This window comes from Arenibacter sp. ARW7G5Y1, from assembly GCF_003201775.1.
GTDB lineage: Bacteria > Bacteroidota > Bacteroidia > Flavobacteriales > Flavobacteriaceae > Arenibacter.
The window spans coordinates 566,236-586,298 of record NZ_QJJZ01000001.1; the positions used below are offsets into that span (position 1 = coordinate 566,236).

Genomic DNA, 20,063 nt, shown 5'->3' on the forward strand with positions numbered 1-20,063 from the left:
TTAGAGAGGTTTAAAGGCGAACTACATTTGACCTTTAAAAAAAAACAAATAAAAACGACAAATGAAACTTTGGGACAAAGGATTTAGCACCGACAAGAAAATAGACCATTTTACGGTGGGCAATGATAGGGAACTGGATTTGCTTTTGGCAAAATACGACGTAATCGCCTCCAAGGCACATGCCAAAATGCTGGGCAAAATTGGTCTGTTGACCCTTAAGGAAACCGAATCCTTGGTACATGAGCTGGACAATATAGCCAAGACCATAGAAAACGGCACCTTTACCATAGAGGACAGTTTTGAGGATATGCATTCCAAAATTGAATTCCTTCTCACCCTTAGGTTGGGCGATGCAGGTAAAAAAATTCACACTGCACGTTCCAGGAACGATCAGGTTTTGGTGGCCATGCATTTGTACCTAAAGAACGAATTAACAGAGATTAAAGATCAGACCAAGGAGTTGTTCCACCTGCTCTTGAACTTGGCGGACAAGCACAAGAATGTGATGTTGCCCGGCTATACCCATTTACAGGTAGCTATGCCATCTTCTTTTGGACTCTGGTTTTCGGCCTATGCCGAAAGTTTGGTAGACGATCTTTATTTTGTGGATGCCGCCTATAAGGTAGCGGACCAAAACCCCTTGGGTAGTGCCGCGGGTTATGGAAGTTCCTTCCCTATAGACCGCAGTTTTACTACAGAAGAAATGGGCTTTGAAACTATGAAATACAATGTGGTGGCCGCCCAAATGGGCCGTGGCAAAGTAGAAAAGGCAGCCGCCTTTGGGATGGGCAGCATTGCCGCCACCCTGTCTAAAATGGCGATGGACATTTGCCTGTATATGAGCCAGAACTTTAATTTTGTCTCTTTTCCAGATGAGCTAACCACAGGGTCCAGTATAATGCCCCATAAGAAAAATCCGGATGTGTTTGAGCTGGTACGCGGTAAGTGTAACCGACTCCAGACCGTACCCAACCAATTGATCTTGATTACCAACAACCTTCCCAGTGGCTATCACCGGGACCTGCAATTGGTAAAAGAGGTGATCGTACCTGCCATACAGGACCTAAAGGCCTGTTTGGAAATAATGACCTTTAGTTTAAAGGAAATACGGGTAAACGAAAATATTTTGGACGATCCCAAATACGACTACCTGTTTAGTGTGGATACCTTGAACGAACTGGTATTGACCGGCACGCCTTTCCGTGATGCCTATAAGAAAATGGGCAAGGAGATCAATGAGGGTACATTTACGCCCAAAAGAGATATTAGACACACCCATGAAGGCAGTTTTGGCAATCTATGCCTGGCAGAGATCAGAAAGAAAATGGACAAGATTTCTTAAACAGTGAACAGTTGTTAGTGAGATAGGGTTATAAAAGTGCGAAGTCGGGAGACTTTGCACAGCGGAAAGAAAATGGACAAGATTTCTTAAACAGTGAACAGTTGTTAGTGAGATAGGGTTATAAAGTGCGAAGTCGGGAGACTTTGCACAGCGGAGACTTTGCACAGCAGCAGGGATTGCCAAAATCAAGTGAACTGTCCCGATATTTCTACCGGGAGCAACTCACCTATTCATTCTATCTTTTTTACTTTAAAAAGGTTAACACCTACTTGGCAGAAAATGTGCTAAGCTGTTTTTTCAGGAGAAATATACTTGTACACCAATCCAGCTAAAATGGCACCTACTATTGGGGCCACCCAAAATAACCATAGTTGGCCCATGGCCCAGTCCCCTGCAAATATAGCCTGACTAGTACTTCTTGCTGGGTTTACCGAAGTGTTGGTTACCGGGATGCTTATTAAATGTATGAGCGTCAAGCCCAAACCTATGGCCAGTCCCGCAAAACCCTTAGGGGCTTTGGAGTGCGTAGCTCCCAAGATGATGATCAAGAACATAAAGGTCATAACAACTTCCGTAATTAAGGCGGACATCATATTATAACCGTCCGGAGAATGATCCCCATATCCATTGGCGGCAAACCCTCCAATTTCAAATCCGGCTTTTCCGCTGGCAATAAGATATAAAATACTGGCTCCTGCAATTCCCCCCAGAACCTGGGCCACAATATAGGGAAGCAGTTCTTTTTTGTCGAACCTGCCGCCTATCCATAGTCCAATGGATACGGCCGGATTTAAATGACATCCCGAAATATGCCCAATGGCATAGGCCATGGTAAGCACGGTTAATCCAAAGGCCATGGCTACGCCTACGAAGCCAATTCCCAATTCCGGATAGGCAGCGGCCAATACAGCACTTCCACACCCTCCTAATACTAACCATAAGGTTCCAATAAATTCTGCGACTAATTTTTTCATACTTTATTTTGTTTTGGTGGTTACAATTGATATCCCTAATATAATAAATACTTGCGCTCCTTTTTTATTTAACACTCTAATTTTCAAATAATAAGGTTTAGGAATATCTAAAATGGCTTGTAAGTCCAGGCTTAAATATTTTGAACGAAAGGATTTATAAAGTGCGAAGTCGGGAGACTTAGCACAGCCGGTGCGAAGTCAGGAGACTTTGCACAGCAGGGGAAGGGATTGTAAGTTCAAGCATGGTTGTTTAGTGAGATAGGGCTTGTGAAGTGCGAAGTCAGGAGACTTTGCACAGCAGGAGACTTTGCACAGCGGAAATTACTTTCTTATTATTGTAAACTGTTAACCACAATTACTATCAGTACCTATGAAGTTCAGATTTATTTTATTGTTTGCACTATTTTTATCTCCCTCTGTACAGTCCCAAGACATTTCCCAATTATACTTTAATGGGAACAAGGAGTTTAAAGTGCTGCAGTTTACGGATACCCATGTTAATGTAGAGAGTGGTAAAAACGTGGATGCCTTTATCACCATTAAAAAAATCATGGCCATAGAAAAACCGGATTTAGTAGTCTTAACGGGCGATGTAGCTACCGATGGCAATCCGGAAAAGACTTATAAAGAATTTGAAGCTATTTTTACCGAAGCCAAAATGCCATGGATCGTTACCCTGGGAAATCACGATTCCCAAGCCGATCTTTCAAGGAAAGAAGTGGCCGACTTTCTTCAGAATTTGAATTACTGTCTAAACAATGACCAGGGAGAGACTTATGGCCACTCCAACTTTGTTTATCCTGTTCGCAGTACCGATAATAAGAACAAAGCGCTTATTTATGTCATGGATTCCAATGCCTACAGTACCTTAAAACCTGAAGTGGATGGGTGGGGCTGGTTTGATAATAGTCAAGTAAGCTGGTACAAGGAAAAAAGCAGGGAATTCACCCAATTAAACAACCACCGACCCTTACCGGCCATTGCCTTTTTTCATATTCCGTTACCTGAGTATTACCAGGCATGGAAGAACAAAAAAGTAAAGGCCATAGGGAAACGCAAAGAACAGGAATGTGGTCCGGAAATTAATACGGGTATGTTTGCCGCCATGTTGGAAGCCAAGGATGTCATGGGCACTTTTGTAGGTCATGATCACAATAACGATTACATAGGGGTGCATTACAATATGGCCTTGGCATATGGTAGGGTTACCAAAACAAAAACCTATAACAAAGCTCCTATAGAAGGTGGAAGAATAATTGTTTTAAAAGAGGGGAAACGTAGCTTTGACACTTGGATACGGGAGGTTAACGGCAAAAAAGTCTATCCCTGCACTTGGCCAGATTCATTTGTGGAATAGATGGGTGGAACTCCCCCCAACCCTCCCGCAATGACCATAAAATTTTAGGTTGAGCGTCCCAATGGCTATCATGAGAGATTTATTATAACATATTCAATTGCCGAAGGATGTTCTTGGTGATTTCTTTTCTACAGGCGCCAAAATCGGGATTTTTATCGGCCCTATTTTTGATCAATCTGGTAGCGCAAAAATAAACATTATCACTTCGTTCCAAATAACCTACCCACCAACCGGTATCTTTACCGCCGTCCCTGGTCCAACCAGTCTTGGCCCGTAATGTATAATCTGCCGTCCGCTCTTGGACCATCATATCTTTTAGGATCTGAAAGGAAGTCTTTTTAAAGGGTAGGGTTTCTTCATATACCCCTATTAAAATGGCTACTTGATTGGCAGGGGAAATGGCCAAATTTCCAAAATTCCAGAAATCGTCATCGTTTATGGACAGGTCGGTGTTGCCATAATTGGAGGCCTGCAAATATAGATTGTATTTTTCTTTTCCAATTTTTTTTGCCAACTCAACATATACCCAGCCCGCCGAGGTTGTAAATGCCTCTTTCATGGACATATTGTGATAAATATCAGGGCGATAACCGTATTTAATGGTATCCGTGGCCCCAGGCCAATTAATTATGTCATTTTCAGTTTTAACCACCCCCGTCTCTAAGGCGATCAAGGTGTTGATGATTTTAAAGGTGGAAGCGGGCAAAGTGCCTTTGTGGCTGTCCTCAATATCACTTGAAATCCATTTTTTGGCATGGTAATCATAAATTGTTGTACTTCCTTTTATATTGCAGTCGCTAAAAGGTTTGGACAGGTCCTCTTGGCCGAACAAATAGAAAAAACTGCAATTTAAAACAGCGGCCACAAGCACTATTTTCTTCATTATTTCCTTATAAATAAATGTGTTGAAAGGGATTTTTACACTCATTTTCTTAAATCCGCAAGGCCCACTTATTTAAGTGGGCCTATTGGATATTCAGCATATTACAGGTCCTAAATACTTTGGATCTAGGTCACCATTTTTTATATTCTTTACAATTGGATCTTAGCGCCCATCACTTTTAAAAATTCCCTTATAAAACTAGGATGTGCAGGCCAGGCGGGGGAGGTAACCAAGTTGCCATCTACAAAGGCCCCATCTACGGGAATGGATTGAAATTCCCCTCCAGCCAAGGTTACTTCCGGCCCCACTGCTGGATAGGCCGTGAGTTTTCTTCCTTTTACAACTCCTGCAGCAGTTAAAATTTGAATGCCATGGCAGATGGCGGCAACAGGTTTGTTGGTGTTGAAAAAGTGTTGTACTATTTCGAGCACCTTTTTGTTCAATCGCAAATATTCAGGAGCCCTTCCTCCTGCAATCACCAAACCATCATAGTCGGACGCATTCACATCTACAAAGCTGTAGTTCAAGGCAAAATTATGACCAGGCTTTTCCGTGTAGGTCTGGTCGCCTTCAAAATCGTGTATGGCTGTTTTAACAATGTCCCCCTTTTTCTTGTCCGGGCAAACGGTATGTACGGTGTATCCCACCATTTCCAGCATTTGAAATGGGACCATGGTTTCATAATCTTCAGTGAAATCTCCGGTTAAAAACAATACTTTTTTCATTGCTATTCTTTAGGGTTAAAAAATTATTTACGCTTTATTATTGGTATTTAAGATTTTTAGGTGAAAAGTTACTAGCCTTGTCATAACAATAATACCCTTCAAGTTAGTAAATATTTGGTTTGCGTTGGGCCTAATAATTTTTATAAGGGTTTGTATAATAGAGGTAATTAATTGTTATTTAGGTGGTTACAGTTGTGGGGCCTTTCAAAAATTAACCTTCTTTTAATACACTTTTGTTGTTTTGTTGGCATTACAGGGTTCATGTGTTTCAAGTTCCAGGTTCCAAGTTGAAAGTTGAGTTGACATAGAAAAGGTAGTTGTTTAATGACAAGTCAGCAGAATTTGTACAGCAGGTTATGAAGTGCTAAGTCCAGAGACTTCGCACAGCAGAGTAATTAATTGTTATTTAGGTGATTACAGTTATGGGGCCTTTCAAAAATTAACCTTCTTATAATACACTTTTGTTGTTTTGTTGGCATTACAGGGTTCATGTGTTTCAAGTTCCAGGTTCCAAGTTGAAAGTTGAGTTGACATAGAAAAGGTAGTTGTTCTAGTGACAAGTCAGCAGAATTTGCACAGCAGGTTATGAAGTGCTAAGTCCAGAGACTTCGCACAGCAGAAATTAATAGCCCAGAACTTTTACCTAGACAGTTATGAGTTCACAGAAGGCCGTTCTTAGTTTACAGTGATAAGTGGACGCGGCAGTCACTTCGACATGAGCCCAATTTCAGGGCGATTGAGAAGTCGCACACAGTAGGGTAATTCTTCAGGACACGGTCTAGTTGATGACATTTCTATTTTAAGGAGATACGGAAGCTGTCGATTTTTCCGCGCTATTTCTTTCTAAACGGATGACCTTCCAGCCGCATCCAATACTTTAAACGAGAATCAAATTCCCCCTCCTTGGAAGGGGGCTAGGGTGAGGATTTCAAGGCAGGATAATCAACCTTACTATAAGCAATCTCGTCAGTCAATAACTGATTGTCGCACTATGCCTACCTGCCGGTAGGCAGGCCTACCTACCGGCTAGGTATTCTCGCTATGACCTTAAAAGGTCAGGCAGAGCGTCCCGATAGTCATGGTTAGAGACCATAAGGTGCCACCTACATACTTTCTTGCTAAACCGCTGACAGCCTACCAGCCTCCTTTAATGCTCTTTCCGCTTGGGCCAAGTGTCTCTGATTGTGATAGATGACCACCCTAAACGTATCGCCCAATCTAAGCTTGATCCATTTTGAAATGGAAATGCCCGTTTTGGTCTTGATGAGGTTTACTTCATTGGAATTGTTCAATAGGTTGAACATAACCTGTTGTTGGTCCAAAAACTTCTCGATCGTGTCCATGTTAAGATTACTGCCTATGGGATCCATGGACTTAAAAGTTTTCATCTTGTTCAGCTTTTTCTTGGGGAGCATGGTCTTGGCAAAAAAATTGCCCAACCAGCCGCTTTTGAATGTTTCGGAAGGTCGATGTTGGGAGGTTTTTAGCTGTTTTTCAATTTCAGGAATATAAAAATCCCCATACCGGTTTAAGTGTTCCAAACATTCCAAAATACTCCAACTCTCAGGAGAGGCTTTCCAATTCAAGGTTTCCAATGGCAAGGTTTTAAAGTGCTCGACCTTGCTTTTGTTTTCCTGGGTACGCTCCAATAAATCCTGTAATAAATCCTTAGAGGTCATTTCCATTGTTTTTTAGGGCAAAATTCGCTGCTTTTAGCATTTAAAACATTGATTGAGATTAAGATTTTTTAATCCTGGAAAGTGTTTCAGGGGTCATTCGTAAATAGGAGGCTATGTATTTGCTGGGTATTTCCTGAAAGAGTTGGGGACTGCGCATTAGGACTCTCCTATACCGTTCCACGGGAGACACGGTTAAAATATCCCGCTCCCTTTCCATCTGTTGCAATACCAATTGCTCTAAAATAAGTTGCCATTTTTCCATATTTTCAGGAGAGGATTTAATATAATTGGTGAAGGCCGACTTGCCAATGACTTTTAGTTTGGTTTTTTTTAGTGCCTGTATATACAAGTCGGAAGGCTTTTCATTTAGAAAGGAATCCAAGGCAGCTATAAAGTTGTCTTTATAGCCAAATCTGATGGTGTGTTCCTCATTTTCCGATACCACAAAAATTCTTAAACTCCCCTTTGCTACCCAGTAGAGGTTGGTGTCCAAGCTCCCCTGTACTTTTACATATTCGTTCCGGCCCAATTCCAGATCTGAGCTCCATAAACCTTTCCGGTCTATTTGTTCCTTTAGGTGGGTAATGGGATTCATATGTCTAGCTGATTAGGTTTTAATGCTCATAACAATTTTCCCTTTATGTTTTCCCTCGCCAAAATACTGGATCAAGCGCCCTGCATCTTCCAAGGGATATGGGCCATCTATATGGCATCGAATTTTCTGCTGTACTATAAGGTCACAGATATAATCCAACCCAATATTTGATTTTAGGGCGAGTATCTTTAATCTTTTAGTACTGAACAGGGGAACCAGTTTACCCCATAGTAACAATCCAATAAGATTGAAAGGCCTGCCGCCTATACTTACATACCGCCCCTTGCGATTTAAGGCTTTGAGATAGGAAAGAGAAGCTTTGTTGGACTTACAATCCAGGATGAGGTCATACCGTTTCCCAATCCTAGTGAAATTTGTCTTTTTATAGTCGATTACCTGATCAAACCCTAGGGAGGTCATCATGGGCAGTTTTTCTTGGGAATCCACTCCGGTTACTTCACAATTATGGAGTTTGGCCAACTGTAGCCCAATAGTACCCACGCCACCACCGCCACCGTTGATCAGAATTTTTTGTCCCTTTTTTATGTGCCCTATGTCCTTTAGGGCCTGTAACGCCAGACAGGAGGCATGTGGAATGGCTGCTGCTTCCTCAAAACTTAGGGCCTCGGGTTTCCGGATGACCCCCTTTTCGTCAATGTTGATATATTCTGCAAAGGTGCCAAAGCCAAAATTAGAGGTGTCGCCCATGACCATATCCCCGACCTTGAATTTTGTGGCCTTAGCCCCCAGAGCAGCAACGGTACCCGATAATTCCATTCCCAAAAGGCCATGCTTAGGTTTAAACAGGCCAAATAATAATCGGTACAAATAGGGTTTTCCCCTGACTAGGCTCCAGTCGTAATCGTTTACGCTAGTGGCATGGATCTTTATTAGTACCTCATTGTCCTTAGGGGAGGGGAGTGCAATTTCGGTTATCTTAACCACCTTTTCGGGCGGACCATAGGATTTACATGTAATAGTTTTCATTGGGTTCTATTGATGTCCTAATTTAATCATTTGATCTTAATGGGCATTTCATAATCTTCGGTCATGTTATAGGGCATTTTCCAAATGTCACCTTCAAAATTTCCAAAATAAAGTTCGGATTTGCTGAACTGGTGCGAGTCTCCATCGGCCCAGAAAAAACAAAATGGGTCTTTATAATTTACGGGTCTTCGTACATAGGAATGGCTAAAGGGACTATGCTCTGTTATGGCTTTTACCTTTTCCCATGTTTCTCCCTTATCCTTGGATTGCCAAATGGCCAGTTCCCCACCTACGCCCCAATCCTGGTCCCCTTTTTCGGTAGGTCCAACAATTTTCCAATCGTCTGGGGTTATAAAGAGACTCCCCATATCATAATTATGGTCCGAGGTAGTTACCACAGTAGTTTGCCATTCCGTGCCGTTCCATTTGGTAATACACCACTCGTACGGAGCGCTCACAGGACCGGGTTCGTGGCCATTACTTCTAATATATAGGCAGGTTGGATTACCCATGGCATCAAAGCCCATATCTTTTAGGTACACATTTTTTTCCTGGGAGGCGTAATCCATCACTTTGGAGCAACTGTTCAGGTCTATCACCGGAAGAGGTGTTTTTACGCCATCAACGGTTGTCCATGTGGCTCCAAAGTCGCCCGATTGTATATAGTATAGATCCGTCCTTTTGTCCACATTTCCATTGGGGTGTCGGTTAAAAAACGTTCCTAGCACCTTGCCGTCATATAGGTCGCTGGTCTGGTAATGCCCAGATTTTTCACCTTCCATTTCAGGGATGGCGGCAAGCAATTTATCATCGGTCCAAGAGATGCCGTCCTTGCTGGTTTCAAAATAGAGTTGGCGTACGCCGGTGTATTTTGTGAAAAATTGAAAGAAGCCAAAATTGGTATACCGGGGTTGTGGGTAGGTCATTTCCTCTTCCGTAATCTGTACAAATTCCTTAATGGAATAGGGCGTCTTACTTTTGTATTTATAACCTGGTCTTTTAGCACCCCGCCCACTGATAAACACCCAAATGTAACCAGCGCCATCTAGCAATATGGAGGGATTGTCATGTGGGTCGTCTACCCCATTTTTGTCATAGACTATGGTGGGTCGTGAGACCATTCCCGTTTTATGGTCGAACTCCCCGATCATACAGAGCAGGTGACGTTGGTCTGCAGAGGGTGTTCCCCCATATACAAAGAAGGTTTTTTTAACTTCGGGGGCGTATATGGCTAGGGGAACATGTTTTGCGGTGTAGGTTCCTAATGCTCCTGAGTATTTGTCTCCATACTCGTACTTCTGATTTAATTGGAACCAAATGCCCCTGTAGCCGTTGATTTTTGTATTGGTCAAGCTTTGTCCAAAGGCATTTCCAGCAAAAAAAATAATAAAAAGAAGGGGCATTAAGTTGAAGTTCGTTTGAGCTTTAATACGTTGCATTTTTTCCTATTTTGTTTTACTAAAGCATTTTTTTTTGATGCCCCCCGGACCAATATATTCACCTGTCTCTTGAAACCCAAACTTCTCATATAAGTTTATTGCTGGGGCATTGGCCCAACCAGTTTCTACAATAAGGGTCTCAGAATTGTCATAATCTTCCACGAACAATAAGAGCTTACGGGCAATTCCCTGCCTAAAATATTTTGGATGTACTACCAGGCTACAGATTTCAAGCGTATTTTTAAGTTGGTTTATTTCAACTGCAGCAGCCAAAACTTCACCTTTCCATACACCATAAAATTGGGTGTTCCTATTTTGAAAATCGGAAGTAGTCCTTTGTAACGGAGGAAAATCCGAGACCCCCAGTAAGTCTGCCTCGATGCGGTAGGATTCTTGAAAAAGCGTGTGGAGTTTTTCCGCATTGGAAATTTCTGAATGGATTATTTTTTTGATCATTGTTTCTTTAATAGACCTTGCTTTGAGGAATAAAGTCCCTATAATAGCCTAAGATAACAATTCCTTTTTACTACCTATTATTTGTTTAAAATTCAAGATTGATATGGGGATGACAAAACAATAGCTCCTTCCCTTGGCGAAGCCTGTCTTGCGTTTTTCGTGGGAGGACAAGGTGGCTTCTCCGACTATAGGAAGAGAAGACGGAAGGGATTGAAACGCAAAGCTAGTTGTTTTACGTGAATGGGTTTATGAAGTGAGAAGTGGCAAGACTTTGCACAATTCATTCCCCTCTTCGTTCCAAGAGGGGAGCTAAAAGAATTGGTCGTTGGGAGCCTGCCTATAGGTAGAAAAGGAGCTATAATGACGAAGGAAGCTCCTATTACAAAAGAAAAAATAGCCTCACTTTGCCTAGCAGATCAAAGGTTGTTAAGTTTTTAGATATTTGCATTATTTGAATATTTTAAGGGCAGGTATATAGCGAGGTCTTTTGTTCTTAAACACTTTCATGGCGTTTACAATTATTATGGTAATATTATAGATGTATAGGACTATTACCGGAATATATAATTTTAAGAGACTTGCCGGTCCTACGATGGTCCCAAAATACCCCATTATTACGCCTAAAAATCCAGAAAATAGTATAATAAAATAGGAGAAAAGAAGTAGGCACCAGGTGATTTCGAAATTTAAAATAGACATGCCTAGTTCACTTACACCCTTATATTTATCCTTTTTCAGGATCCAAAAAATTAGGGGAAGAATAATCCCTAAAATTGGAAAGAATAAAAATCCCAATGCCGATAAACTCATAAGTGTCAAATATCCTTTGTCCTCGAGAATTGTCCAATCCAACATTTCATCGGGAGAAGTATCCAATGCTAGTGCCAGTCTTTTTAGTGTATCCCCTCTAGGTGCAGATTCGCTATTCTCTATTCTTTGAACAGTCCTTAGACTCAAACCGGATTCTTCGGCCAGTAATTCTTGGGACATCCCTTTTCTACACCTCAGTTCCTTAACTCGCTGTGATAAACTCAAATTGCTCACTTATTATGATTTTTGTTTGATGTAAAAGTAATTCAGGTTGCCAGTTTCAATAACGTCTCCTATACGACATGTTTGCGTCATTAATGTCAACCCCTTATTCCAGGGGCAGTAAACGGGAATGGATAATTATATTTCTGTATAATCCAAAAATAATCAAATTCAATCTTTGTATCACTTATTATAAAACCGAGTCTTATTAAACTTGCAGTAACGTTAAGAACAGGCTCCTTCCCTTGGCTAAGCCTGTCCCGCGTTTTCCGCCGGAGGACAAGGTGGCTTCTCCGACTAGAGGAGGAGAAGACAGTAGGGATTGAAGGCTCAAGACATTGCTGCATTGACCAAAGTATTGGAAATACTTTAGTTCTAATAAACTATTTAAGGATAGGTTTGTTGAGGGGGATAGGGGGGAGGAACCAATGGTGTGCGACTTCTCTCCCGATAGGCGTCGGGGGTCCATGAAAAACGGACTCTGTCATACTAAGTGGATTGGCAGTGTGGGTACTGTCGTGACGAAACAATACCCTCCTTTAAAAAAGGGATGTGTCCAAATAGGATAACTAAGCCAGTTGTTAATGAAAGGCAAAAGATTTTTAAGCCTTATTTGATCATCCCCAGATTAATGACTTCCTGTTCGGTAAGATGTCTCCAGTGTCCACGGGGAAGATCTTTTTTGGTGAGTCCGGCATAGACTACCCTATCCAATTTTACGACCTCGTATTCCAGTTCTTCAAAAATACGCCTCACAATTTTGTTACGGGTACTTTTAAGTTCTATTCCTACCTCTCGTTTAGGGGCATTTTCAATAAAACTAACATCATCTACCCTAACCACGCTGTCGTCTATAGATATGCCTTCCTTGATCTTAATAAGGTCTTCTCCCCTTAGGTTCTTGTTCAGCTCAACATGATATATTTTGCGAAGTCCGTTTTTCGGTTTTGTAAGTCGCTTTGTCATTTCCCCATCATTCGTAAATAACAGTAAACCAGTGGTGTTCTTGTCCATTCTCCCTACCACCGAGAGTTTGGATTTGGAAGCATTGGAAATAAGGGAGGCCACCGTTCTTTTTCCGTGCTCATCCTTTGGCGAGGTAACAAAATCCTTGGGTTTGTTCAGTAGTACGTATTCCTTTTTCTCGGGATTTAGCAAACGGCCGTCAAACTTTACTTCATCGGTCAGTTTTACCTTGTAGCCCATTTCGGTAATTGGCTTGCCGTTTACGGTGACGTTTCCTGCAGAGATATAAATATCGGCATCCCTACGTGAACATACGCCAGAGTTGGCTACATAACGATTTAAACGCATTACATTGGGGTCGGAAGGTGGTTTTGCTTCCGTTCTCTTTCTTATAGGCGCATTGCCCCGTGCATGGCTCTTTTTTCTAAAAGTGCCCCCTTGTCTTCCTGATGCTTTCTTGTCATTATTGGAATCTGACCTACTCATATGTACTATAATTTATTGCAAAGGTAGCAAAGGAAATCGTATGTATAGGATATTGTAGGGGTTATTAGCAATTCTTAGAGAATTCTATTCAATACCAGATCTATATTGATCAATAAAATACTGAATACTCCCAGTATGATGATCAGTTTTAGAATATTGTGCAGCCATACATAGTGTTTTTTGCTGTTCGATTTTACCAAAAGGACTAGAAATCCCATCAACAAAAAAATACAGCCTATAAAATAAAGGTACATATAGCCCACATCAAAATATTCTATCAGAAGGTAGGAGGGGAGCAACGTTAGGCCGATCAAAATAGCGATACAGGTCTTGGAAAATTTTGCTCCGTACAATATGGGAATGGTCTTGTAGTTCTGGGCCATATCCCCTGCCATGTTTTCCAGGTCTTTGATCATTTCCCGGGCCAATATCAACAGGAAAAGAAAAAGTGCATGGACAAAAATTACGGTATCAAAATTCTTGTAATACACAAAAACAGCAAAAAAGGGGGCAATGGCCAGGGTGGCCGAAACGAAATTTCCCAAAAAAGGGACCTTCTTTAACTTGTGGGAATAAAACCATATTCCAAAAATATAGGCCGAAAAGAACACTACGGCCCTAAAGGAGACATAACTAGCAAAGAATACGGAAAGAAAATTCAGCACAAAATAGGTGGTGAGTTTGGTGCGCTGACTAACCAAACGATCCAGCATACTCTTACGAGGTTTATTGATCAGGTCTTTTTCCGCATCGTAAAAATTATTGATGATATAACCTGCTGCGATTACCAAGGCCGAACTGAGAACAATAACGAATAGGTTGCCATCAAAAACAACTTTTCGCAGTGGTAAATGGGGAGCTAAAATATAAATGGAGGCCAAGTACTGTGCCAAGGTAATCATAAGAATGTTGTAACCTCTGACCACAGAAAACAGGCTCAGGAACTTTAATAGCAAGAGCTTGTTTTTTCTACTAAGCATAGGGGTTGGATTTAGAAGTTATAAACCACTTCCAAATTATAGCCTTTCAGGGCCTTTTTTGCCTTGTTGAAGTCTTCGGTAAATCCCAAAATATAGCCACCGCCGCCAGAGCCACAGAGTTTTAGATAATAGTCATTGGTATCTATCCCCTGCTTCCACAGTTTGTGGAATTCCACGGGGATCATAGGCTTAAAATTATCCAGGACTACATGGGACAACTGCTTTAAATTCCCAAACAGGGATTTTACGTTCCCATTTATAAAATCTTCCACACAAGCATCGGTGTGCTTAATAAACTGATCCTTTAGCATCGCCCGAAAACCTTCGTGTTTCATTTGCTCCATAAACAAATGTACCATCGGAGCAGTTTCCCCAGTGCTACCACTGTCCAAAAGGAATACAGCACCCTTGCCATCCAAATTTTGTGACGGAATGCTGGTAGATTCTATATTGTCCTTGGAATTTATGAGTATTGGCAGACTTAAATAGCTGTTCAAGGGGTCCAATCCGGAGGATTTACCATGGAAAAATGATTCCATTTTTCCGAAAATGGTCTTCAGTTTTAATAATTTTTCCCTTGTAAGATTCTCTAATACGGTAATTTTTTCAAAGGCATATTTATCGTAAATGGCCGCCACCAAGGCGCCGCTACTACCTACGCCGTATCCTTGCGGAATGGAACTGTCAAAATACATTCCGTCGGCTATATCCTTATTCAAGGCCTTCAGGTCAAAAGTCACCAATTCATGGTCTTTCTGCTGCAGGTCTTTTAAATATTCTGCAAAGGCCCTAAGGCTGGCGTTCGACTTCTTTGCCGCCTCAGAATTCTTGTTTTTTGATTTTAGAGCTCCCTTAAAAAAATTATAGGGTATGGAAAGCCCTTTGGAATCCTTTATGATTCCATATTCCCCAAAAAGTAAAATTTTAGAGTAAAATAGCGGTCCTTTCATTTCTTTAAGATAACTATAAATAATTTAAATTCTTTCAAAGACATTAAAATAACAAAAGATGCAACTGAATGATTAACGTAATATCCCACAATTAATTATTCACTTTCCGTTTGAAAATTATAGCTTTCTTGCCCCTTTTCCAATTTGATCGCAAATATACTGCCCGTTTTCGCAATATACAACCAACTCATTATTAATAAATTGATAAACTTCTTCTTTTTCGCTTTCCGGATATAGCACATGCACATTGGCCCCAGCATCCAATGTAAAACAGAGGTGGGTTTTGGACGATTCCCTAAAGGTCCATATTTTATTGATGATCTCCAGGGTGTTGGGCTTCATCAACATAAAATAGGGCATACTGGTCATCATCATGGCATGCAAGGTCAGTGCTTCGCTTTCTACGATTTTAATAAACTCCAATAAATTTCCTTCTTCAAAAATCCTTTTTAATTTAGACAGATTTTTATGCGCTTGGTCGAACCGTTGTTCCGCAAAAGGATGATCGTGCATTAAATTATGGCCAAGGCTACTGCTTACCTGTTTGGATCCCTTGTCTACCAAAAGAATGGTATCCTGATAATTCTTAAAAATCGGATGCACTTTATAGGGATATTTTATGGCATAAAGATCGGTGCTGTCCAAGGTGTCCTTATGTGCCCCCCACTGCATTAAATCCCCTTCAATACTACGGCAAGCGCTTCCAGATCCCAATCGGGCTATAAAAGAGGCTTTCTTTTTAAAGAAATCAGGGTTCATTGTTGGATTTAACTCCCTTTCCAGTTGTATAAGGCAAAGTGCTAGGGCAGACATGCCACTGGCCGATGAGGCAATACCACTGCTGTGGGGAAAGGAATTGGAAGTTTCTATCGTAAAATGATAGGCTTTTAAGAAGGGCAGATAGGGCTCCGTCCTCTTTAAGAACGTATTTATTTTTGGTTTAAAATCTTCTTTGGGCTTCCCGTCAAAAAAAAGGTCAAAAGAAAAGTCCAAGGCCTTATTTTTTAATTTTTTGTAGGTAATGGTTGTTGTGGTAGCGCAAGTGTCCAGGGTAAAGCTGATGGATGGGTTGGCGGGAATCTGATGTTCCTTTTTCCCCCAGTATTTTACTAAGGCAATATTACTGGGCGATTTATAAGTAACTTTTCCTTCCATTTTGTCTGTAGTATAAGAGGAAGGTATAAAGTCTTTATCGGTCATATTGCAATCAATTTGTACAAAGATAGCTTTTAAGTGGTTTTACTATAGATCCTGTTAAAATAAATTGTTAATTTAGGGCGTAAACAACCAACCTTTGAAAAAGCAACTTACCTATATCACAATTTCAGTAGCCGTATGTTTAACCATTGGGTTTTTATCAAGTTTTGCAACGCAATCCTCGGTAAATGGTTGGTTTTTGGAACTGAATAAACCAAGTTTTAATCCGCCTAATTGGATTTTTGCCCCAGTCTGGACCGTACTTTATATAATGATGGGGGTTGCAGCGGGGATTGTCTGGGCAAAGGGGTTTTATCATATTTGGGTAAAAACGGCCTTGTACCATTTCGGGATACAGTTGTTGTTCAATGCGCTATGGAGTATAATTTTCTTTGGATTTAAGAATCCGTTCGCCGCCTTACTCGTTATTCTCACCTTGTTAATATTGTTGATCTTTACCATAAAATGGTTTAAGGTGGTGAGCACGACTGCAGCCTATTTATTGATTCCTTATCTACTGTGGGTGTGTTTTGCCACGGCCCTGAATTATAAGATTTGGGAATTGAATTAATTTTTTTCTTAGCCTTATATTGAAAGTGGTAAGAGAAAAGACCCTTCTTCACTAGGTGGTCCCTAAAATCTCGGGATTTTATGGACCGATGCCATGGCCTAAATTATTTCCAAGGCTTCAATAATTCTTTACGGCCATGTCATCTCCACGACGGAAAAAGAATCAGCCTGGCCTCGGCTATAACTGGCTCCTCATAACCAAGGAACACCGCACCTTGGTTATGAGGCCCTGGTCGTTTTTATTCATCGGCTGGTCTATTGATATTTAATGGTATTCATGAATGCTACGCATTTGGGCGATGCAAAAAATGAACAGACCCGAACTTTTGGGCAGTTTACTCTAGCTATTTCTAATTCGCACAAAACTTTTGAGAAGGATTATTTAATTACTGATTACTGTTTACTAATTTGTTCCCCCATTTCCAACAACTTCATCATGGTCCTGTGATTTCTGGTAGTAGCCTGCACTTTAAGTTTTTTTTCAAAAAAATTATTATCGCATTTTGTTTTGCCATAACCTTGGTCCGTGCATAGGTAGACACAACTATGGGAAATTATAAACCGTTCGTTGTTGAATTGTTCTTGTTGCAAACTATTGATCAATGCAAGCTTGGGAGTTTCCTGTAACAGTACATAGTACCATTTTTTAGTTTTCAAGTCGTTAGGTTCATCATAAGGGGATTGCTCCATAATTTTTTTCCATTCTATGTATGTCCTGGCCAATACGGGAACATCATAGCCAAAGGTGTCGCAGATACCCTCTTTGATTATTTGTGATACTTCTGTGTTCGAATCTACATCACTTTTTAAAACAATATTGCCGCTTTGTATGTAGGTTCTTACCATTTTAAAATCCAGATCATGGAGCATGGCCCTTAAATTGGACATTAAAACTTTCTTGTGGCCGCCAACATTGATTCCCCTTAGTAAAATAATATACGTCGTCATGATGGTCCAGTATTGGGAGAGGCTCATAAAATTAAGAATAAAAGCGCTCTGTGGAAATAATTATGTTTTTTTATCAATTAATTTCTTCTTTGGATGCGATAATTTAAGACTGATTATAAGTAAACCTGGAGGTATGCAAGGGAGCAGGGATTATTGTTATAATCTTGGGAACCTGATTATTAATTTTTCAAAATTAGTGCCCATATTTTGTTATCTTGATACCCATTTTAAAAATATACCACCCTTATGGAAAAATATATACTAGCGTTGGATCAAGGTACCACGAGCTCCCGTTCCGTTGTTTTTGATAAAAAAGGCAATATAATTTCGGTCGCCCAAAAGGAGTTTACGCAATATTTTCCAAAACCGGGATGGGTAGAGCACGACCCCTTGGAAATTTGGTCCTCCCAGGTGAGCACCGCAGCAGAGTCCACCACAAAAAAGGGAATTTACGGAGCGGATATAGCTGCAATCGGGATAACGAACCAAAGGGAAACGGTAGTAGTTTGGGATAGGAACACAGGAAAGCCCGTGTATAATGCCATTGTTTGGCAGGATAAAAGGACCTCCAACTATTGCGATGAATTAAAGGGCCAGGGAAAATCCAAACTTATAAGGGAAAAAACCGGTTTGGTCATCGACTCCTATTTTTCGGGAACCAAGGTGAAATGGATTTTGGATAATGTGGAAGGGGCCAGGGAAAGGGCGGAAGCAGGAGACTTGGTTATGGGGACCATAGATTCTTGGTTAATTTGGAATATGACCAAGGGGGAACTTCATATCACGGATGTTACCAATGCATCCAGAACATTGCTTTTCAATATAAACACCTTGGAATGGGATGATGAGTTATTGGAGCTTTTTACCATTCCAAGGAGTATGTTGCCCAAAGTGAAACAGTCCAGTGAGGTATATGGTAATACCAATCCAAATTTCTTTGCAAGTAAAATACCTATTGCCGGAATCGCAGGTGATCAACAGGCGGCATTATTCGGCCAAATGTGCACAAAACCTGGCATGGTTAAAAATACCTATGGAACGGGTTGTTTTATGCTAATGAACATTGGGGAAAAACCCATTGTTTCTGAAAATAACCTTCTAACCACGGTAGCATGGACCATAAATGGCAAAACCCAATATGCCCTGGAAGGAAGTATTTTTATTGCTGGTGCCGTTGTACAATGGTTGAGGGATAGCTTAAAAATTATAAAACGGTCCGAAGATGTGGAGAAATTGGCCAGTTCTGTAGAGAGTACCGATGGGGTTTATTTTGTACCTGCCTTTGCAGGCTTGGGCGCGCCCTACTGGAACCAACATGCGCAGGGAACGATTTTTGGGCTCACAAGAGGGAGTACGGATGCCCATATTGCCAGGGCATCTCTGGAATCAATTGCATTTCAGACCATGGATGTCTTAAAGGCGATGGAGGCCGATTCTAAAATTTCCATAAAAGAATTAAGGGTCGATGGGGGCGCTACGGTCAATAATTTATTGATGCAGTTTCAGGCCGATGTGTTGAATACTTCCACCGTTCGGCCAAAAGTGATAGAGACAACGGTTATGGGAGCAGCTTATTTGGCAGGTTTGGCGGTCGGATTTTGGGAAAGTTTGGAAGAGATACAGGAAATTTGGCAAACTGATGTAAATTTTGATCCCACAACCGAGAGAAAAGAAATAGAGAAAAATATTAAAGGCTGGTACAGGGCCATTGATGCTGTAGAATATTGGTCCAAACTAAACGATTAAATATAAAACCAACCAACTATGACTCCTTTTATTGCTGAAATTATAGGTACTTTTTTCCTGATCCTCTTGGGGGGCGGGGTTGTTGCCAATGTAATCCTGAACAAAACCAAATCCAACGATTCGGGCTGGATGGTCATTACCACTGCTTGGGGTCTGGCCGTATACGTTGGGGTGGCAGTGGCCGCACCCTATAGCGGGGCACATTTAAATCCGGCCGTAAGCATAGGCCTTGCTATGGCCGAAAGATTTGAATGGGCTTTGGTGCCCACTTATGCCTTGGGACAATTTATAGGGGCCATGTTGGGTGCCTTGGTCGTTTGGCTCTTCTACAAAGATCATTTTGATGCAACTGAGGACCAGGACACTAAAAAAGCGGTATTTTGTACAGCTCCCGCCATAAGAAATCCCATTAATAATCTATTTAGTGAAATAGTAGGTACTTTTACCTTGGTGTTTGTAGTGCTCTATTTTACCGATGCCTCAATAACCGATACGGATACCGTTATTGGACTAGGGTCTTTGGGAGCCCTGCCCGTTGCATTTTTGGTGTGGGTAATTGGGCTTTCCTTGGGAGGTACCACGGGTTATGCCATAAACCCGGCCAGAGATCTGGGTCCACGAATAATGCACGCTATAATGCCTATTAAGGGAAAGGGTGGGAGCGACTGGGGTTATGCCTGGATTCCCATTGTAGGACCAGTGATCGGGGCAATTTTGGCGGCCTTGCTAATGATATTGTTGGGTAGTTAGC

At 41.2% G+C, this 20,063-nt stretch carries 19 protein-coding genes; 5 read left to right on the forward strand and 14 right to left on the reverse strand.

All coding sequences use genetic code 11. The annotated features are described in order from the left end of the window. Positions 1 to 61 precede the first annotated feature (61 nt). Positions 62 to 1,342 carry an argininosuccinate lyase gene (gene argH / locus C7972_RS02385; RefSeq protein WP_110354591.1) on the forward strand — a complete coding sequence of 427 codons (1,281 nt, stop codon included), beginning with the start codon at positions 62 to 64 and terminating at the stop codon, positions 1,340 to 1,342. Between the two features lie 284 nt (positions 1,343 to 1,626). On the opposite strand, the gene aqpZ is transcribed toward argH, so the two are convergent. Then, positions 1,627 to 2,316 (reverse strand): aquaporin Z, encoded by a 690-nt coding sequence (gene aqpZ / locus C7972_RS02390; protein ID WP_110354592.1) that lies wholly within the window; start codon positions 2,314 to 2,316, stop codon positions 1,627 to 1,629. A 370-nt stretch (positions 2,317 to 2,686) separates the two neighbouring features. Between aqpZ and C7972_RS02395 the strand changes: the two genes are divergently transcribed. Beyond that, complete coding sequence (locus tag C7972_RS02395; RefSeq protein WP_110354593.1) at positions 2,687 to 3,673, forward strand: metallophosphoesterase family protein; 987 nt, start codon at positions 2,687 to 2,689, stop codon at positions 3,671 to 3,673. An 82-nt stretch (positions 3,674 to 3,755) separates the two neighbouring features. Here the strand turns inward: C7972_RS02395 and C7972_RS02400 are convergent, their stop codons facing one another. The 12 genes from C7972_RS02400 to C7972_RS02455 all read right to left on the reverse strand — a co-directional run bounded on the left by C7972_RS02400 (position 3,756) and on the right by C7972_RS02455 (position 16,051). After that, positions 3,756 to 4,601 carry a penicillin-binding transpeptidase domain-containing protein gene (locus tag C7972_RS02400; protein ID WP_220020847.1) on the reverse strand — a complete coding sequence of 282 codons (846 nt, stop codon included), beginning with the start codon at positions 4,599 to 4,601 and terminating at the stop codon, positions 3,756 to 3,758. A gap of 104 nt (positions 4,602 to 4,705) precedes the next feature. Then, positions 4,706 to 5,281 (reverse strand): DJ-1/PfpI family protein, encoded by a 576-nt coding sequence (locus C7972_RS02405; protein ID WP_110354594.1) that lies wholly within the window; start codon positions 5,279 to 5,281, stop codon positions 4,706 to 4,708. A 1,118-nt stretch (positions 5,282 to 6,399) separates the two neighbouring features. Continuing rightward, entirely contained in the window at positions 6,400 to 6,960 is a 561-nt protein-coding gene (locus C7972_RS02410) for a DinB family protein (RefSeq protein ID WP_258364751.1), read from the reverse strand. Between the two features lie 58 nt (positions 6,961 to 7,018). Further along, positions 7,019 to 7,555, reverse strand: a complete 537-nt coding sequence (locus tag C7972_RS02415; protein WP_110354596.1) for a Crp/Fnr family transcriptional regulator — start codon at positions 7,553 to 7,555, stop codon at positions 7,019 to 7,021. 12 nt (positions 7,556 to 7,567) lie between these two features. Next, positions 7,568 to 8,542, reverse strand: coding sequence for an NAD(P)-dependent alcohol dehydrogenase (locus tag C7972_RS02420; protein ID WP_110354597.1), 975 nt, complete (start codon positions 8,540 to 8,542; stop codon positions 7,568 to 7,570). A 26-nt stretch (positions 8,543 to 8,568) separates the two neighbouring features. After that, complete coding sequence (locus C7972_RS02425) at positions 8,569 to 9,981, reverse strand: BNR-4 repeat-containing protein (RefSeq protein WP_220020848.1); 1,413 nt, start codon at positions 9,979 to 9,981, stop codon at positions 8,569 to 8,571. A 6-nt stretch (positions 9,982 to 9,987) separates the two neighbouring features. Beyond that, a complete protein-coding gene (locus C7972_RS02430) occupies positions 9,988 to 10,437 on the reverse strand; it encodes an N-acetyltransferase (protein ID WP_110354599.1) in 450 nt (149 codons plus the stop codon). Positions 10,438 to 10,884: 447 nt separating this feature from the next. Next, the gene (locus tag C7972_RS02435) at positions 10,885 to 11,481 is read right to left on the reverse strand and encodes a helix-turn-helix domain-containing protein (protein ID WP_110354600.1); all 597 of its coding nucleotides are present in this window, start codon (positions 11,479 to 11,481) and stop codon (positions 10,885 to 10,887) included. A gap of 597 nt (positions 11,482 to 12,078) precedes the next feature. Next, complete coding sequence (locus C7972_RS02440; protein WP_110354601.1) at positions 12,079 to 12,921, reverse strand: pseudouridine synthase; 843 nt, start codon at positions 12,919 to 12,921, stop codon at positions 12,079 to 12,081. Between the two features lie 74 nt (positions 12,922 to 12,995). Continuing rightward, a complete protein-coding gene (locus tag C7972_RS02445) occupies positions 12,996 to 13,901 on the reverse strand; it encodes a geranylgeranylglycerol-phosphate geranylgeranyltransferase (RefSeq protein ID WP_110354602.1) in 906 nt (301 codons plus the stop codon). A gap of 11 nt (positions 13,902 to 13,912) precedes the next feature. After that, entirely contained in the window at positions 13,913 to 14,851 is a 939-nt protein-coding gene (locus tag C7972_RS02450; protein ID WP_110354603.1) for a mevalonate kinase, read from the reverse strand. 117 nt (positions 14,852 to 14,968) lie between these two features. After that, positions 14,969 to 16,051, reverse strand: coding sequence for a diphosphomevalonate/mevalonate 3,5-bisphosphate decarboxylase family protein (locus C7972_RS02455; protein WP_110354604.1), 1,083 nt, complete (start codon positions 16,049 to 16,051; stop codon positions 14,969 to 14,971). 94 nt (positions 16,052 to 16,145) lie between these two features. Between C7972_RS02455 and C7972_RS02460 the strand changes: the two genes are divergently transcribed. Continuing rightward, a complete protein-coding gene (locus tag C7972_RS02460) occupies positions 16,146 to 16,619 on the forward strand; it encodes a TspO/MBR family protein (RefSeq protein WP_110354605.1) in 474 nt (157 codons plus the stop codon). Between the two features lie 392 nt (positions 16,620 to 17,011). Here the strand turns inward: C7972_RS02460 and C7972_RS02465 are convergent, their stop codons facing one another. Then, a complete protein-coding gene (locus C7972_RS02465) occupies positions 17,012 to 17,566 on the reverse strand; it encodes a DUF1697 domain-containing protein (protein ID WP_181422799.1) in 555 nt (184 codons plus the stop codon). A 246-nt stretch (positions 17,567 to 17,812) separates the two neighbouring features. Between C7972_RS02465 and glpK the strand changes: the two genes are divergently transcribed. Together glpK and C7972_RS02480 are read left to right on the forward strand one after the other, a co-directional pair. After that, positions 17,813 to 19,312, forward strand: a complete 1,500-nt coding sequence (glpK, locus tag C7972_RS02475) for a glycerol kinase GlpK (RefSeq protein WP_110354608.1) — start codon at positions 17,813 to 17,815, stop codon at positions 19,310 to 19,312. Between the two features lie 18 nt (positions 19,313 to 19,330). Beyond that, entirely contained in the window at positions 19,331 to 20,062 is a 732-nt protein-coding gene (locus C7972_RS02480) for an MIP/aquaporin family protein (RefSeq protein ID WP_110354609.1), read from the forward strand. Position 20,063: the final 1 nt, after the last annotated feature.

What these genes read in the sequence shown, in the direction of transcription:
- argH (WP_110354591.1), top strand. Translation starts at nt 62, where the DNA reads ATGAAACTTTGGGACAAAGGATTTAGCACCGACAAGAAAATAGACCAT.
- aqpZ (WP_110354592.1), bottom strand. Translation starts at nt 2,316, where the DNA reads ATGAAAAAATTAGTCGCAGAATTTATTGGAACCTTATGGTTAGTATTA.
- C7972_RS02395 (WP_110354593.1), top strand. Translation starts at nt 2,687, where the DNA reads ATGAAGTTCAGATTTATTTTATTGTTTGCACTATTTTTATCTCCCTCT.
- C7972_RS02400 (WP_220020847.1), bottom strand. Translation starts at nt 4,601, where the DNA reads ATGAGTGTAAAAATCCCTTTCAACACATTTATTTATAAGGAAATAATG.
- C7972_RS02405 (WP_110354594.1), bottom strand. Translation starts at nt 5,281, where the DNA reads ATGAAAAAAGTATTGTTTTTAACCGGAGATTTCACTGAAGATTATGAA.
- C7972_RS02410 (WP_258364751.1), bottom strand. Translation starts at nt 6,960, where the DNA reads ATGACCTCTAAGGATTTATTACAGGATTTATTGGAGCGTACCCAGGAA.
- C7972_RS02415 (WP_110354596.1), bottom strand. Translation starts at nt 7,555, where the DNA reads ATGAATCCCATTACCCACCTAAAGGAACAAATAGACCGGAAAGGTTTA.
- C7972_RS02420 (WP_110354597.1), bottom strand. Translation starts at nt 8,542, where the DNA reads ATGAAAACTATTACATGTAAATCCTATGGTCCGCCCGAAAAGGTGGTT.
- C7972_RS02425 (WP_220020848.1), bottom strand. Translation starts at nt 9,981, where the DNA reads ATGCAACGTATTAAAGCTCAAACGAACTTCAACTTAATGCCCCTTCTT.
- C7972_RS02430 (WP_110354599.1), bottom strand. Translation starts at nt 10,437, where the DNA reads ATGATCAAAAAAATAATCCATTCAGAAATTTCCAATGCGGAAAAACTC.
- C7972_RS02440 (WP_110354601.1), bottom strand. Translation starts at nt 12,921, where the DNA reads ATGAGTAGGTCAGATTCCAATAATGACAAGAAAGCATCAGGAAGACAA.
- C7972_RS02445 (WP_110354602.1), bottom strand. Translation starts at nt 13,901, where the DNA reads ATGCTTAGTAGAAAAAACAAGCTCTTGCTATTAAAGTTCCTGAGCCTG.
- C7972_RS02450 (WP_110354603.1), bottom strand. Translation starts at nt 14,851, where the DNA reads ATGAAAGGACCGCTATTTTACTCTAAAATTTTACTTTTTGGGGAATAT.
- C7972_RS02455 (WP_110354604.1), bottom strand. Translation starts at nt 16,051, where the DNA reads ATGACCGATAAAGACTTTATACCTTCCTCTTATACTACAGACAAAATG.
- C7972_RS02465 (WP_181422799.1), bottom strand. Translation starts at nt 17,566, where the DNA reads ATGACGACGTATATTATTTTACTAAGGGGAATCAATGTTGGCGGCCAC.
- glpK (WP_110354608.1), top strand. Translation starts at nt 17,813, where the DNA reads ATGGAAAAATATATACTAGCGTTGGATCAAGGTACCACGAGCTCCCGT.
- C7972_RS02480 (WP_110354609.1), top strand. Translation starts at nt 19,331, where the DNA reads ATGACTCCTTTTATTGCTGAAATTATAGGTACTTTTTTCCTGATCCTC.